Source organism: Nostoc sp. 'Peltigera membranacea cyanobiont' 232, assembly GCF_002245985.1.
Lineage (GTDB): Bacteria > Cyanobacteriota > Cyanobacteriia > Cyanobacteriales > Nostocaceae > Nostoc.
On sequence record NZ_NOLK01000043.1, the window covers coordinates 1 to 15,981 of the forward strand.

Consider the following 15,981-nt stretch of genomic DNA (forward strand, 5'->3'; position numbering starts at 1 on the left):
CTCAGTGTTTGTTCTAAATTTCTGTCATACTGTTCGATAAACCGAGTTATTTGCCCTAAGCATTCAGCTTGTTTCTCTGACAATTGTTCACTGATGGCGGGAATAATGACAGGACGACCAATTACTACTTGTAAATAGTCCTCTAGTTCCTCTAAACAGGGAAAAGCTTTGGCTAAGTTCTGTTTAACTTCTTGTTGTTGTTCTACAGATAACTGCCAAGCATTGAGTGAAAGAAATTTGTCAATACGTTCTTGATAGTCTGTGTACCCCTTTTCATACTCTTCTTTCAGTTGAGTGCGTAAAACAGGTGCGATATTATCTCGAATTCCGATTAGTTGATTCCAGACCAAGGGCGCTAAGTCTATAGAACAAATCCAATCACCATTGTCATAATTCATCCATTCTTGGACTGAAGCAATTTCTTGCCTTAATTGGTTTGCTGCTTCGTCTAAAGCTTTGAAAACTTTGATGCCCTTTAAACCAACTTCTGAGGTTGTAACCTTCACTAAGTCAGATTCTTGTTCATCTTGAGAATATTTGAGAACATCTGTCCATTTTGGAGCATTACTCTTGGTTGTCTTCTTTAACTGAATTTTGAAACGGATACGAGTTTTATTCAACTTAGAGATGTTATATCTTTCAACAACAGCGTCTTTTAGAAAAGTTTCGGTTGAATTGGTAATCACTGCCTGTACCACATTTACTAGGAAGAATAATGTTTTTTACCTCAGTAAAATAAAGCGAAAGCTTTACCTTTTTGCTACTAAACTTAGCTAGAATTTTATTCATAAAAATCATTTAAGTAGTTACTAAATCTAGATAAGCTTTCAAAATTATTGGAGAATAAAAAGCTGCTATAATCAGATTATTAGCCGAATTTTTGTAAAAAAAAGACAGGATTTATATAGTTATTAAGCAGTTATTAAAGTGAGCAAACGTTTAATAATACATTATCTATCTCGATTTCATAATCTAGCAATCATAAGCTAATCGTCATTTATTTTTCCAGATTTATTCGCTTTTAGTAAGGGCTTAAGCCCTGCTTTCATGCAACTTAAATGCTCATTAGCTTATTTGATTTGTGAAAATTACAAGGCACAGAACCCCGATTTATTAGATAAATCGGGGTTCTGATTGTTCATGAATGATTAATCGGAATTGTTGACGAATGATTAATCAGAATTTTGTGTCGAGATTGCTATACACAATTATTACCGGATAACTAATATCCGTTGTCTAGCCCGTGAGCTAGAAACATAGTACAAACGATTAAACTCTCTAATCTTTGCCTGGACTGCCTTACTGTCATCTCCTCGTTCTGGATAAAGTCGCTTACTCAAATCTTTACCATCAATACCCGCTTCTAAGAAAGTGCTACCTTGGCTATTGTGAACAGTTAATGCAAAGCAGTTTCTGATGTTAGCAAACTGCTCTGAATGTTTGTAGTACTGCTTCCACAGAAAGGGATTACGCTTGGCACTTTTGAGTAAACGTTTGGTTTCTTGGTCAAATTGTTTTTGCTCATCTTCATGCAGAACATAGATTTGACGCACAATCCCTTCATCTGTCTCTACCTTTAACCTCCAAGTATCATAGTTGTTGTAACGATCCCCAAAAACATCTAAAACAGTAAACTCTGTAGATGTAGAAAGAATCGTAGTTTTACCATCAGGAGCCATCACAGGCTCTCTGGTGATTAATCTCTCTCCAGGAATAAAGCGATTGATATTTTCACCATATAAATGTGTGCGAATCTGATGATTGTAAAAGTCAACTTGAGTATTAGTCCAGGACAAAATTCGGAAACAATCTGGGTTTTGAGCAAATTCTCTCTTCATCTTTTTGCAGGCATAATGCAGCAAAGTTTGACGTTTAACCATCAGCGCCCCATTACTTTTATCAGGTAGATATTTGGCATAAGGCTCAAAAGGAAACTTGCTCTTGGTGACTGCATAGCGAGAAGCAGTGACAAACTCTAACAAAGGACTACCAGTTCCCTGACGCACAACTTGAGTCAATACTGCTTTATCTGGTACTTGAAAACTGGGGGATTTTCCTTCATTAACTGGATTTAACTGTGCTGGGTCGCCCATGAGAATAATTTTGATTTTTGTCCAGGTGGATGATTGGTTAGCAACATCCTCAATCCAGCGCCAGAGTTGTTTGCCAATCATGGAACATTCATCAATAAAGACAACATCAAATAGATTGATATAAGAAGGCCCAGTTTGGTCAAGTACTTTCTCTTTACCTCTAGTTACCATACCCAGTCCTAACAACTGGTGAATGGTGAAGAATTCTACCCCAGTTACGCCATTTTCTGCCGCCATGCGTTGCAGCACACCTACAGCTTTATTAGTGGGTGCAGTCAGTACAACTCGCTTACCCGTAGCGACAAGAACTTTAACTAGTTGGAAAACAATAGTTGACTTGCCAGTTCCAGCATAGCCAACCAGCAGAAATAAAGCAGCCATCACAGTTGGCTGTATAAATGTCCACATTGCATCTAAAGCTTTTTGCTGCTGTTGGGTGAGTTGAAATGGAAAAGAACCTGTTGCAGCGAAAGTAGGAAGTGTTTGGATCATCATCGCTTCGCTAATTATATTAATTGATCCACTCAATGCAGCGATAGCTGTTGGTTTTACTTCTCCGAAAAACAACACTCTTTCTGGTTTGAGGAATATGTTTCCATATCCATTCGGCATCATCAGCAATCAATATCCCAAACCAACAATTTGCTGTTCATGTGTGGACAGCATCATCTGTGCTAGTTCTATGTAAGATTTTTCACCTGTTCGCAGTACGAACATTGCAATCATGACAGGGTAGGCACAATACAATTCGACGATGTGATCGTGCATTCGAGGCCAAACTTGACCCCCAGACTGTTGGTACTGCTGAAGTAGATGAGAGAGTGCGGATTCACCAAAAATGGCGTAGTAAAGAGCGAAGTCTGTTGCTGGGTTGGCAACCGAGGCTTCTGTCCAATCCAGTAATCCAGTCACTCGGTAGTTCTGGTCAACCAAGATGTGTCCTGGGTGTAAGTCACCGTGGATGAGTGCAGAATGTACAGGCCAGTACGTGTCATCGTCTAGCCAGTTATGCCACCTCTGCCAGATCGTCTCCGAGATGTTGAGCAGGTGTTTTGCTAATTCTTGTCATTACAAATTTTCGCGCTCGTCACCATACATTAGACCTAGTAAATCTTACTACGCATTAATACGTGTTTTAATATACCTAATATTTTAATATACTGAAAATAGTTTTTAGCGTAGGCGTGGCCCGCCGTAGACATTGCTCGTTTTTTATCCGGCCTCACTTTGGAGCGTTGCTCCCATCTCTATGTTATTGATCAAACAAAAATACCTGCCTTACAGGATTGCATTTTTCAGTGTGGGAGCAACCTTGCTAGTAAAGCTGGGACTAGAGCATCTAACCGGAATTACAAGTTCTTTCAGCTTGTGGCTGATTGCTATCGCTATAAGTACTTGGTACGGTAGTATCATTTCAGGATTGACATCAGTGTTTTTGGCTGCTTTAGCTAGTCATTACTTTTTTACAAACCCATCTTCTACTCTCAATAGTCTGGAATTTGTATTATTTGTTATCGAGGGTCTATTAATCAGTGCGCTAACTGCTAACTTTCAGTCAAGTAAACAGCAGTCAGATACTGATAAAACAGAAGCCCAAATCAATCTAAAAGATTTATTACAGAGTCAGCGTTCACTTCGCCAAGGTGAGGAACTATACCGAACATTAACCCAAAATCTACCCAATGGAGTAGTTTTTCTCTTTGATCGAGATATGCGCTTTATGGGTGCTGAGGGTACAGAACTGCAAATCTTTGGTTTACCAAAAGAGGAGTTCCAAGGTAAAACGCTGCACGAAACTGTTCTCCCTGAAACTTACGAACTGATAGAACCAGCTTACCGTAGTACCTTACAGGGTACTCCAATGTGTATTGAAATCCCTTATAACAATCAAGTTTATCTAGTACAAACTTTTCCAGTCAAAGATGAAAATAGCAAAATTCTGACTGGCTTGGCAATCTTCCAAAACGTCACGAACCGCAAACAAGCAGAAGCAAAAATTATCAAGTTAAACCAAGCTTTAAATCGACGAGTTAAAGAACTACAAACTTTATTAGAGGTGATTCCAACTGGCATTGGCATTGCAGAAGATCCAGAATGCCGAACTATTCGAGCTAATCCGGCTCTTGCCAAACTACTTGGCATACCTATTGACGCAAATGCCTCTCTCAGCGCTCCTAATGATGAACGTCCAACTAACTTTAAAGTTTACCAGTCAGGCAGAGAACTAGCTCCAGAAGAACTAGCTATGCAATATGCTACCACTCATGGTGTGGAAATACTGGATTCTGAGATTGAGGTGGTTCGTAATGATGGTGTGAGAATTAATCTGTCGCAGTATGCTGCCCCTTTATTTGATGAAGATGGAAAAGTGCGGGGGTGTGTAAGTGTATTTCTAGATATTACCCAGCGCAACCAGGCAGAAAGAAAATTGCAAGCAGCTAGAGATCAGTTGCAGACTGTATTGGAGGCTGTACCTGGAATTGTATCTTGGGTCAGTTCCGATTTGTGCTATCTAGGTGTCAACAAGCACTTAGCTGATAGTTTTAATTTGTCTCCCGAAGCTTTTGTTGGTCAGGATATTGGTTTTTTAGCTAGTGGTAATGGGTTTCGTGAGTTCGTGCAAAATTTCTTTGCTGGAGATCAATCTGAAGCATTATATGAGTTGAAATCGATAAGCGCAGATCGTAGTTATTTAATTGTGGCTCAAAAATATGACCAGAACAAAGCCGCATTTTTAATCGGCATTGATATCACTGAACAAAAGCGTGTAGAGGAAGAACTGAGACAAAAGACTGAGGAACTGGCAGAAATAAATCGAGTAAAGGATGAATTCGTCGCTGTCTTGTCTCATGAGTTACGTACTCCCATGCATAATCTCCACGGCTGGGCGCAACTATTGCTAACTGAATCTGAGATGGATGAAGCACTGAAAATTGAGGGACTGGAAACGATTGAGCGGAATGCCCATCTACAAGTTCGCTTAATTGACGATTTGTTGGATCTGGCTAGGATGCAGAAGGGCGAGATGAATTTGGAAATCGAACCTGTTGATCTAGCAAGTGTAATTCGGTCAGCAGCAGATACTATTCGATTGTCAGCCCAAACAAAGGGCATTCAAATTCAGTTACATCTTGATACTGGTGTGTCCAACGTTTTAGGTGATGCCATTCGTTTACAACAAGTGGTTTGGAATTTGCTTTCAAATGCAATCAAGTTTAGTTCCAAGAATCAAAGTGTAGAGGTCAGGTTGGAACAAGTTGAGTCTCAAGCTCAGATTACTGTTATCGATCAAGGGAGGGGCATAGAAGCAGAATTTATACCATTTGTCTTTGAACGGTTTAGTCAGCGTGACGCTTCCACTACTCGTTCTGCTGGTGGATTAGGGCTAGGACTTGCGATCGCTCATTACATAGTACAACTCCACAATGGCAATATCACAGCAGCCAGTGCGGGATTCGGCAAGGGTTCGACATTTACGGTGAGGCTACCTATCGTAACAATGACAAAGCAGTTGAGTAATGATGAACTAGTACTAGGAGAATTGCTGCATGGGAATAAGGAAATTGCCCAATTGGAGAACTTGTGCATTCTGGTTGTGGATGACGATGCAGATGCTCGGATGTTAATGCAGACTGTCCTCCAGAGCGCCGCGGCAGATGTATTAGTGGCAGCATCAGTAAAAGAAGCATTGGCACTTTTAGAACAGCAATCGCCTGCTCTAGTGATTAGTGATATCAGTATGCCAGATGAGGATGGCTTTACCTTGATTCGTCAGGTTCGCTCCCGCACTATAGAACAAGGGGGACAAATTCCAGCGATCGCTCTCACCGCTTTTGCTGGAGCTGAAAATGAGCAACGTATTTTAAAAGCAGGGTTTCAACTTTTTATTGCCAAGCCAATTAAGCCAATGGAACTTGTGGATAAGATCATTGAAGTGTTAAAAATTTGATCCATACTAATAGATATAATTAAATTCATGCTATGCTAGACTGCACTACTCAGCTTCCAGCTTTGACAAGACGTTCTGATAGTACTTGTCTGCCATTTCTTCTGCTTTTTCATACACACCCAACGGGTCTCTTAACATATCACCAGGTTCAGTCTCTAAATCGCTAGTTGAGAGTGATACTCGCCCTTTTTCAACATCAATCCAGACTATCATTGCTCTAATCCAGTCATCAACTTGAAAGACCTCCTCTGGATGATTAATAGCTAGTTGAGAAATTGCGTTGATATGTAATAGCGCATAATATCCCCCAATATCAACGAAGACACCATACGGTTTAATTCCACGGATAGTGCCATCTACAAGTTGACCAAGCTTAAGCGTTTTCAACCTCGCCTTTGCTGAAGAACGGCAATTCTTAGGTGTTTGTCTTTCTATAGAGTACTCACACAGTCCATATTTTTTGTTTAACTCAATTCTTCGCTTCTCATACCAACTTGCATCAAATTCACCTAAAGCAAGATCGATTGGTAGATTTTTGTAGAAGCTGACAAGTGCATAGGCTTCTGTGATTTGACCGTTAGCTGTTAATTGTGTAGTCCATAGCAGTACATCATGTAGGATTACCAGCCATTGTTGTTCTAGGGTGATTTGGTTCCATACGGTTTCACGTCCGGTTTCAGGAACCCTGCCACGTCCTCCCCAGTACATTGCTAAACGTATTCGCCAATTTTCACCAGAGATATTAGATGGCTTGAGTAGAGATCCCCAATTTGTATTGCTCAGATCATCAATATACGACCATTGTGATGGTTGATACTCATCCTTAAGAAATTTGATGACTCCATCATGAAAAGCCTTGATCAATTCACAACGCTCAGTAGCAATCTTGAGACGTGTTGTAGTATCATTCCCACACATCCACGGCTCAATACGGAATTGCACAAATAGATCGCTCAAACATTCAGCTATAAGCTCTACTCCATGACCTTCCTCATCTATTATCATTTTGGCAGGTAGTTGAAAGTCTCGAATTTGCCCCAGCCAGATATACAGTTCTTTATAAGGATTGAATGTAGATGATGTCCAAATTTGGGTGCAAATATCATTGGCTTCTATGCGGAGCAAAATCCATCCTCTGAAAACACCTTCATTGGAGGATTGGGTAAAGGTCACTCTCATTGATTCAAAAAAATATCGCTATCACTCACAGACAAAATCAATTTAGCACTCTCACAAAGATACGTACCAATATTGTGGTTTTTAGCGGCTTGTTAACACTATTGTCAACTATTTGAGAGTTGTTAACTTCCTTTCTATTTTCCCCTGTGCATCACCTCTAGCGCTGCTGTCCTAGTCTGAGTAAACGGTCATTTAAGGCGATTCTTCCTAATTCAGAAATAACCTCAACTGGAACACCAACAGATGTAGCTGCTTCTGGGATTGTTACTCTGCTATTTCGCAATAGAGATAAAACTTGCTGCACTTTAGGAACAACTGGATCGCTTTTGTTGGTGTAACCCCGATTAATAGCAATTCTCAGCCCGGTTTCAATATCATCTACTCTCGCTCTGCGATTTTTATCTATTAATAGTGTCTGCTGTCCAGCGATTGCGCTACTTTCAGAAGCCGCTCCGCGTCTTGGCGCAGTGCCGGAGACAATCGCATTTGCAATCTGAATACCAAGATACCCAGTGTTTCTACGCACTGGAACGATATCAAAGTTGTAGAGTCGCTTTTGTCCCGTTTTGTCTACAGTTTGCACAAGTAAGTTAGTAATGGCAGTGGTGGTAGCCCCTGGAAACTTTAGTGGTCGGATTGCCCTCAGAAAGATGGTTGTAGCGCGTCCGCTTTTTAAATCTGTATCTGTGGTGTAGACCAGTCGTGAAGGATCTGCTACCAAAATGTAGGCGATCGCCTCGTCGGTTTGAGTAAAGCTAATAGGCGTAGCACGTCCTGGAGTAACTTGAACCTGAATCCTATTACTTGCAGCCATATCCCGTTCAATCAAGCGATATGTAGGAGTTTGTGCTTGTGCCTGTACAACAGGTGCTGTCACACTGAGCAGTAATGTGCTAGTGCCGATGATAAGAGTAGCAAATTGTTTCATCGTTCAACTTTCAAAAAACTATTGACGACAACCGAGACTTCTGTACCTTCAGGTAAAAACTGGATATTTGGACGTTCTAGTAATTCCTGCACTGCTTGGTCAGAGCGTCTAGACAGACGTTCACTAACTGGACTAAAAAAGCCTTCCAGCGCTGCCGCCCAAATCTGAGGATTAGAGTTACTAGTAATAGTACTTTGGTTAAAAGTGCCACTAGAAACAACAGTGCTAGATTGAGTACGGGGCTGATTCACTATGCTTCCCACTTTACCCAAACTACTGAGTAATCCAACTAATAAATCTTGTTGGGCAATATCTGTCCCCACATCATTCAGCTTTTTAGCAATTAACGGTTGCTGTCCTCGACCGCGAATTAACAGAGTTTCAGCCGGAATAGTTTCCTGTTTGACTGTGCCTTGGGAGTCGGGGTAAATAAGCGCGATCGCACTAGCAGATACTAAGTTATTCTTTTTACCTACTGCCACTGTTTTCGTTACTAAAACAGTACCAGCCGGGAGTGCCACCGTGCCATCTGTGGCTGTGAGAGGTTTGGTTAACTCGATAGCAAAGCGATCGCTGGGATTATTCCCTCCCTGATCCCAAATCATTGGCATGATAATTCTAGCTGGGGCAGATGTACCCAGTGCTACCTCTTTAGTTTCATTTACATTGAGATTGGTTGTAGCTACAGGGGTGCGATTGAGGATACCTACCATTCCTGGAGTCAAGTTATCAGTTTTACTATCAGTGCTTTTGGAGCCAATTAAAACTGTTTGAATACCAGGGTCTTCGGGAGTGGAAATGGATGCCCTAGCTGTTGGTTTCAAGCCTGTTGGAGTTTGAGTGTTAAGAGCAACTTCTGACTGAGTTTCAGCTGCTTTAGAGTTACCGATTTGCGACTGTCCCAGGCTAGCTAGTTGGCTCCACTGCTGGAAAGGATCGACATTCCTTTCAGGCTGTCGTATTGGTGTTGAAGCTTGATAACTAACAGGATTTGGAGAAATATACCGCACTACTGGGGGCGCAGGTTGAGAAATTCTTACAGGAGTTATTGGTGTTATGCGTGATGTAGGAGTTGTGCGCGGTGAAAAAGTCTCTTGAGGTCGAGATGGCGTTGGTTTGGATTTATTTTGTAGGGTTGGACTTGGGGATTTAGCCGCAACAGGTTCTACTTTGAGTTGTTGTCGTTGGTCTTGAAAGGCTAATCTGCTTTTAAGTTCGGCAGATTCATCTAAAACTGGTTCGTCTTTTGGAGATGTAGTAGGGGTTTGGACTACTTGTTTGACAGGAGGTTTCGGTTGGAGAAATCCAAACCAGATCAGTGCTACAGAGCCAATAACGATTCCCACTAAGGCAACTACTGAACCTAGTCGAACACTAGGTTTTTCTGCTAACGGTCGCTCTACTGCTCCTTCTGCATCTTGTTTCAAGCGATATTCTTCGGAAATGAGGTGACTTGCGGTAGGGTTATAACCTGCCAACAACTGCTCCTCTTCAGGGCTGATATCATCATCAGCAACCAAAGTGGCTTGCTTAGAGCGATGATTGCCGTTAATACTGTTGAATTCTGACGAATAATCAGCAGAGTTCTCGTTTAGGTAGTCAAATTCATGGTTTTGATTTGAATTGGTCATAATTCTACCCTTTTCCTTTAGCGTCGTTGCTGAGAATTGAACTCAACCATCTTGGTAATTTGCAGTCCAGACGATCGCACTTCATAAATTTTCTGTTCTACCAGAGGAGCATCTTTACCCAAAGGAGATCGGGGAATCTCCACTGCTTGGACGGTAAATGTGCGGTTAAAAGGAATACGTTCATCTCTACCAGTTGTGCGGTCAACTAAGATACGGGTAGCAATCATGTCTATTTCCCATTCCCCAGGTCGTACTGCTCTCGGTTCTGACAGATAGGAAATAATAGTGGTGCTACGCAGCTGACCTGAAAAGAAGCTGGTAGGAACTAATTCGGCAATCTTCGGTAGAGAAGCTTTGGCAAATTCCGGTTCTAGCAGCAGGGAAGCAAACCAAGTATTTGTGGGAATGCGCCCATTTCTACCAACTTGAATGCCTTGGTCTGGTTGATTAGTGCCAGTGAGTTTGTCATCCCAGTTAAATGTTAAAGTTGTCCAGTCACTAACTACTTTTTGAATTACAGCTGGATAACGCCAGTTGCGGTCTTGCTCGGAAATGTAGATTGTCTCGCCATTTACCAACTGGGCAAAGGTCGTCTTGCGATCGGCGATTTTATTGACCCTGAAAGCGGTGAATAGAGTCAACAAAAATATCAGACCGTTAAATGCAGTTAGGCAGATAAAGCAAACAGCTAGGAGGTTTTTGGCTTCTGGAAGCAATGGAGCTTGAAGTCGTTTAATTTGCAGAGTCATACCAAATTGGCATAAGTAGTATTGTTTGAAAATCCACCGAACAGCCTTGTGTTAAAGGTTTTTAATCTAAAATCCAAAATTGGTATTACCCCCTACGGAGTAGAGCAATACTGGTTGCAGTTCCAATGGCACTGCTAAAAATATCGATTAAACCTTTGACATTGGCAGAAATGCCGTTATAGATTGCCATTCCCCCACCTCCAGCTATCAATACCGCCAAAACTGGTGCAAAGATGCTCAGGAAACATAAAAATGCTACATCAGATGCTAATTCAGCACCCGACTTCACCAGGACGACGGCTGCTAAACCTACTAAAATGTTGTAACCAAGTTGAACACCAAACAAGGAAATAAACCCTGTCAGCCATGCCCAAATAGGACGACCTTGTAATGGCAGTAAAGATAAACCAACTGCGATCGGTGCAAATAATGCTGTTAGCAACAGAGCAGCTTCCAAAATATTTACAAAGCCCCATTGCAGGGCATACAGGATAAAGCGAATGATGGGGATGGCAGTATCTCGAAACACACTACCTGGATCATTGGCAAACTGAACAGCAGTACCGATTTGACCAGGTAAAGTTCTATTCCAGAGAAAACTACCAAAATCTCGTAGTGGTTGGAGTGGAGATTTAGCTTGCTCTTCAGCTTTGGTAACAATTGCCTGTGCCTGTGCTTGCTTCGAGTTCCAGCACTCAACTAACTCTGTACCAACTTTTCCTTGACATTCGCTATAGAGGTTTTCTAGCTGTTGTCTAGCGATACTGCTAATTGCCACATTAGTAATAGCATCTCGAAATGTTAGTTCACCAACTTGCAGCTGAAGAACGCTTTGCACTTGGTTGTAAGCGAAGCCTCGGATAACAGTAATTGTCTTCGCCAGCATATTGCCGTTGGCCCCCAAGAAAATCATAATTACGATGGGCCAAACAAAGATTGATGCCAGTTCTGACCATGATTGCTTTTCAATGATTTCCTTGCCAGTAGTCAACGCCACAAATAAGATGCTGGCGGCTCCCAAGGTGATGCCCAATTTAATCAAGCCAATCCATAATGCTGAACCGAGCGGATCTAAAGTAACTAGCCAGACGGTATTCCACGACTCAACTGTGGCGCGAGAAAGTTCTAAAGAACTGGAGATAATTTCTAGGGCATCGGATTCTCCGCCTGTTACTGGAAATGATTGAGCAATAATGTGCATCATGAGTGTCGAAATCAAAGCTACTGCTTGTCAGAACCAAGGGTAATGCCACCAGGCATGATCAATAAGCCCGCCTGTTGAGTGGCAGCATTGCCTGCGGCAACACTCTTACGGCGATCGGCAGTATTGATGGCTGAAAGTTCCTTGGCTGTTTGAGCGGTTAAAGTGTTACTCAATGCCCTGTCAATGCGTGCTTGCTGGGCTTCAATAAGCATCCGCTCGTTGACGCGACTGGTAAGGGCAGTCTGTTGGGATAGGTTTTGCAAAATCTGTTGGGTGACATCTAAACTTTGGGATTCCTCACCCAAGCTGACGCTTTCTTGAGTATCTTGTTGAGTAGCTTGCTTAATTTGAGCCATCTGACTTTGGGCTGTTTGGCTCAAAGTAGCCTGATTAGCGATCTCTGTGGCAATTGTTCTAGTAGCATATTTACCAAGGTCTTCACGGATACTATAAGAGCTTTGACCATTGGTTTTGTTCTCCAAAGTTTCAGACAGCACGGCACCAGGATCGTTGTTGGCAGAACCGTTCATAATTCCAGCCAAAACTTTGTTTAAATCTGGAATTTGAATTGCACCCAAGGCAGAATTGAGCAAATTGCCAAGAGGATTAAATAGGTCATTTTGAGCAAAATTTTTGACATCTCCGACAAAATCATTGATTTGAGATGCTGTGTCTGAGGTGAAAATACTACTACCAGTAGTTTTGTTACTAACAGCAGCAGCTACTGGATCTCGATCGTTGTCTTGAGTGCGACCAAGGGCTGGACTGGCGATAGAACCAAGTTCAAAAATTAGAATTAGTGCCATCAATCTGATAAAGGTAAGTTTAGATTTCATGATTCACCTTCCTTAATGCAGTTTTTAGATATATCAACTTGCAATCAGGCTACTTTCAGCCTGTTGGCCATCGTTACTTTCTTGGCGATCGCCTTCTTGTTGCAGAGATGCTCCACTTTGGTGGGGCCTGTCCGCAGGACTTACCCAATCACGCAATGCTGTGGTTTGATGTATCTCTTGACCAATATGCTTAAACCCTTTGTTTTCCTTCAAAGCAGGAATGTAAGCATCGGTAAACGCTCTCAGTCCTAACAGGTTGCCTTTAGCGGTATTTGGATACTGAGCCATCACCCGTTCTCGTGCTTCCCGTTCATCCTGATTATTGGCAACACTGGCCAGCATCATTTCGCCAGGATAAAAGCGAGTACGCCAGAATCTACCACCTGTTTCTACTAGCCAGCAGGAATAAAAGTCGCTGGTACGGGGCAAAAATGCTTCAGTTGCATTCTGACTGATAATATTGACGGGATAGCCCAGATACTGTTGGAAAGAAGCAATACCGCTACTGGTAATACGTCCGGTAATCCGGTAGGTCATGTTCTGCATAATTTGAGCGCCTGTCGAACACTCGCAAATGGTATCCGGGTCTTGGGACATCAGCAGAACAGCAATGCCTTCTTTCCTTCCGGTGGCACAGGTTTCGCCTATAATCTGGGCAAAGCCATCTTTACGTAATAATACTGAAAGCTCATCGCCAATAAACAAACTCTTAGGATGGGATAAAGCATTACGGATACAGGCACTATGAGCGTTAATTGCCATCAAGTAAGCATCTTGTTCGTTACTCAATCCACTGAGGGCAAAGAATTTAATCGCCGGTAACGGGGAAAAAGTGCTGGGACGAGCGATCGCTTTGCCCAACCTAGATGCTAGTAAAGCACTAACCTGATTTTGGATTTGGTTAAGTGCCTGTCGGTCAATCTCTTCAAAGGATCTGAGATTGAGACGTTCTCTAGTGCAGAACTTGACGAAATCTGGTAGCGTGGGTATCTGCTGCCATTCTGGTGAAAGCCAGCCCATCTCAAAGGCTCGGTTGTAACGAGTAATAATTTCTGCGTCTTTTAAAAATACGTCCAAAGCTTTCACCAGTAAAGCATCAACCCGTTGAGCTAGATGGGGGTTTTCAACTTTACCCATTGCGATCGCTGTTAATGCTTTGCGAATAAAGTCTTTCCAAGATTCCATGCGCCGTTCCCGTTCTAACTTGTCGAACCGTCGCAAATCTGGCGGTTCCAGTAGGTTACTGCTGCCACTGGAAATATCGTAATATGCTCCTTGCTCCCCCAAAAGTTCAATTGCCGTCTTGAAAGTGCTGTTACCACTAGCAGAGATATCCATACCAACAACAGGAATATTGTTAGCTAATGCCTCTAGAGCAAAGCGCCATCCCAAAACGCTCTTTCCTGAGCCGGAAGTACCTGTAATTAGCGCGCGTCCAATCTGTTGGTGAAATAAGTCAACATAAATAGGCTTGCCACCACGACTGGTAAGGAATTCTACACCTTGTTTATCGATGTCCTTGGGGACAGTTAGGGGCATAATCCCAGCCACAGTATGGGTATCTAAAGTTATTCTGCGTTCGCTGAGATTACCCCCGTGTAGCAACCATTTGCAGGTAATCGGCAGGGTTTGCAGCCAAATTTCCCAAGCAATATTACGCTCTCGAATGACTTTGGCAGTCTCAAAACTGTTAGCTAACAAGTTACAAGCGTGGGTTAACTCTTGGGCACTGTGACGATAAACTAGAAATACAGGCGCACAGTGCAACGCTTTCGTCCCTTCATAAAGTCGTCGTTGGGCTTCAAAGGATTCCTCCTGTTTGATTTCCGCTCCAACGTCCCGTCCTTGTCCTTTAGTTATGGCTAAAGTGCGGGCTGTTTTGGATTGTTTTGCCTGACGCGCCAGGTTGTCTTGGATTAAGAAGTCATTGCTGCGGCTGATTTCAATCCAAGCTTCTGTATCGTGGACGTAGCTGGAAGCAAGGATTTTCCAGACCCACTTTAGCTGCTCTTGGGCATTAGACCAACCGACGGGGGGATCTGTTACAACCATGACTCCACAAACCTTGCTTTTACCTGTGAGGTAAACTCGGTCATTATCTCCCCGATGTTCGGGACAAGCGGAACGTCCCTGTTGTCCTTCAATCAGTAATGTACAGATGTGTTTATCGGTGGTTAGGGTTTCTGTTAACTCCAGTCCCGTCTCAGTCTCCTTCAGTGTAATGACTTGGGGAATAGGAGGTGCTGCACCCTCATTAAATCGATTCCAAAGCCACTGCCACAAATCTGTAGCATTGCAAGGTGTTACTTCTAAGCCAATTTTGGTATTGAGCAGCAATTCCCACTGGATAAATCCTTGCTGAAACCCTTGCAGTAAGAGCTTTTTGAAAAACTCCTCTTGGTAAATGCGTTTGTTCCCTGTAATCAGTTCAACTGCCCAAGAGCCAAATTTTCTGCATTTTTCAATCAGTCCACCCACAAAGTCCTTTTGCTGTGAACCAGCTTCATCATCGCTCGTCCAAGTACAGAAGGCGATTTGATTCCAGATTTGGCGAGAACCTGCTTCCTTGAGTTGTTCCACCCGCAATTGCTCGTTGCGAAGCAGCACAGAAACTGGTTTCAAGTGGCAATTGTCTGCTAAGGCAGTAAGCGGGGTTTGGCGTTTGTGGAGTACTCCCTTGGTAAAGTCTGTGTGTAGGAGATATGACTCAGTATCATCACTATAACAGCCTGTACAAAAGGTAATTTTTTCACCGGGAGGTAGTTCTTTCAAACCCTCTTCGATAGAGTGGGCAAATTCGCTGACCTCATTTTCATGGAGTATGTCATGCAGTCCAGCGATGCGAAACCCAAACACGAGTTGATACTGAGAGTTGCCTTTATCCAATAACAGGGCAGCCACTTCACGATCATCCTTCTTAATTTCTGCAATACAGCAGATGTTTACCTCATTTTGGAAGGGCATGAGCTTACTTTTGCCTCCATATTGATTCGGTACAATCAGCGGCTTGAATCGGATTTGCACTTGCGAGTCTGCGTAACGCCGACGCACCCACCAGGGTCGATATTCAGGGATCGGTGAGATGTAAATGCTGTTACTATTGCACCACTCTGTTCCCGGTGGATTACGCCATCGATCTAAAAACTGATGGGGCTGTTTGCCTGTGAGAATCCACCAACTGATAATTAGCCAGAACGAGGTGGCAAAGAACCAACCCATACCCAAACTGAGTAAACCATTGGTGAGAACATAGCAAACTACAATGATGGCAATCCAAGGAAGTAGCTGTTCAGCCGGAATTGGCCCAATGCTGGCTTGCTTGCCTAGAATCCGATTGACTTTGATGAATTCTCGATTGTCTTGTGCCATATTTGTGTAATTCTCTAGTGCTGCATTAGTAGTCAGTCAACCA

10 protein-coding genes and 1 pseudogene are annotated in these 15,981 nt (G+C 42.7%); 1 reads left to right on the forward strand and 10 read right to left on the reverse strand.

The features are described 5' to 3' along the window. From CDG79_RS16320 to CDG79_RS16330, 3 genes and pseudogenes are all read right to left on the reverse strand, one after another. Positions 1-698, reverse strand: a pseudogene (locus CDG79_RS16320) (hypothetical protein); the annotation flags it as partial. A 513-nt stretch (positions 699-1,211) separates the two neighbouring features. Then, entirely contained in the window at positions 1,212-2,708 is a 1,497-nt protein-coding gene (locus CDG79_RS16325; RefSeq protein WP_223278178.1) for an ATP-dependent DNA helicase, read from the reverse strand. A 6-nt stretch (positions 2,709-2,714) separates the two neighbouring features. Beyond that, positions 2,715-3,140 carry a phosphotransferase gene (locus CDG79_RS16330; RefSeq protein WP_094343045.1) on the reverse strand — a complete coding sequence of 142 codons (426 nt, stop codon included), beginning with the start codon at positions 3,138-3,140 and terminating at the stop codon, positions 2,715-2,717. A gap of 202 nt (positions 3,141-3,342) precedes the next feature. Here CDG79_RS16330 and CDG79_RS16335 point away from each other — a divergent pair, with 202 nt between their 5' ends. After that, positions 3,343-6,042, forward strand: a complete 2,700-nt coding sequence (locus CDG79_RS16335) for a hybrid sensor histidine kinase/response regulator (RefSeq protein ID WP_094343046.1) — start codon at positions 3,343-3,345, stop codon at positions 6,040-6,042. Between the two features lie 45 nt (positions 6,043-6,087). Here the strand turns inward: CDG79_RS16335 and CDG79_RS16340 are convergent, their stop codons facing one another. From CDG79_RS16340 to CDG79_RS16370, 7 genes are all read right to left on the reverse strand, one after another. Beyond that, positions 6,088-7,221, reverse strand: coding sequence for a S1 RNA-binding domain-containing protein (locus CDG79_RS16340; RefSeq protein ID WP_094343047.1), 1,134 nt, complete (start codon positions 7,219-7,221; stop codon positions 6,088-6,090). 157 nt (positions 7,222-7,378) lie between these two features. After that, complete coding sequence (locus CDG79_RS16345) at positions 7,379-8,149, reverse strand: hypothetical protein (protein ID WP_094343048.1); 771 nt, start codon at positions 8,147-8,149, stop codon at positions 7,379-7,381. Then, a complete protein-coding gene (locus CDG79_RS16350; protein ID WP_094343049.1) occupies positions 8,146-9,780 on the reverse strand; it encodes a TrbI/VirB10 family protein in 1,635 nt (544 codons plus the stop codon). Before CDG79_RS16350 ends, CDG79_RS16345 begins: the two co-directional genes overlap by 4 nt. A 17-nt stretch (positions 9,781-9,797) precedes the next feature. After that, positions 9,798-10,529, reverse strand: a complete 732-nt coding sequence (locus CDG79_RS16355; RefSeq protein WP_223278179.1) for a hypothetical protein — start codon at positions 10,527-10,529, stop codon at positions 9,798-9,800. A gap of 85 nt (positions 10,530-10,614) precedes the next feature. Then, complete coding sequence (locus tag CDG79_RS16360; protein ID WP_223278180.1) at positions 10,615-11,748, reverse strand: hypothetical protein; 1,134 nt, start codon at positions 11,746-11,748, stop codon at positions 10,615-10,617. A gap of 2 nt (positions 11,749-11,750) precedes the next feature. Next, positions 11,751-12,569, reverse strand: a complete 819-nt coding sequence (locus CDG79_RS16365) for a hypothetical protein (RefSeq protein ID WP_094343051.1) — start codon at positions 12,567-12,569, stop codon at positions 11,751-11,753. A gap of 33 nt (positions 12,570-12,602) precedes the next feature. Next, a complete protein-coding gene (locus tag CDG79_RS16370) occupies positions 12,603-15,938 on the reverse strand; it encodes a hypothetical protein (protein ID WP_223278181.1) in 3,336 nt (1,111 codons plus the stop codon). Between the last annotated feature and the right edge of the window lie 43 nt (positions 15,939-15,981).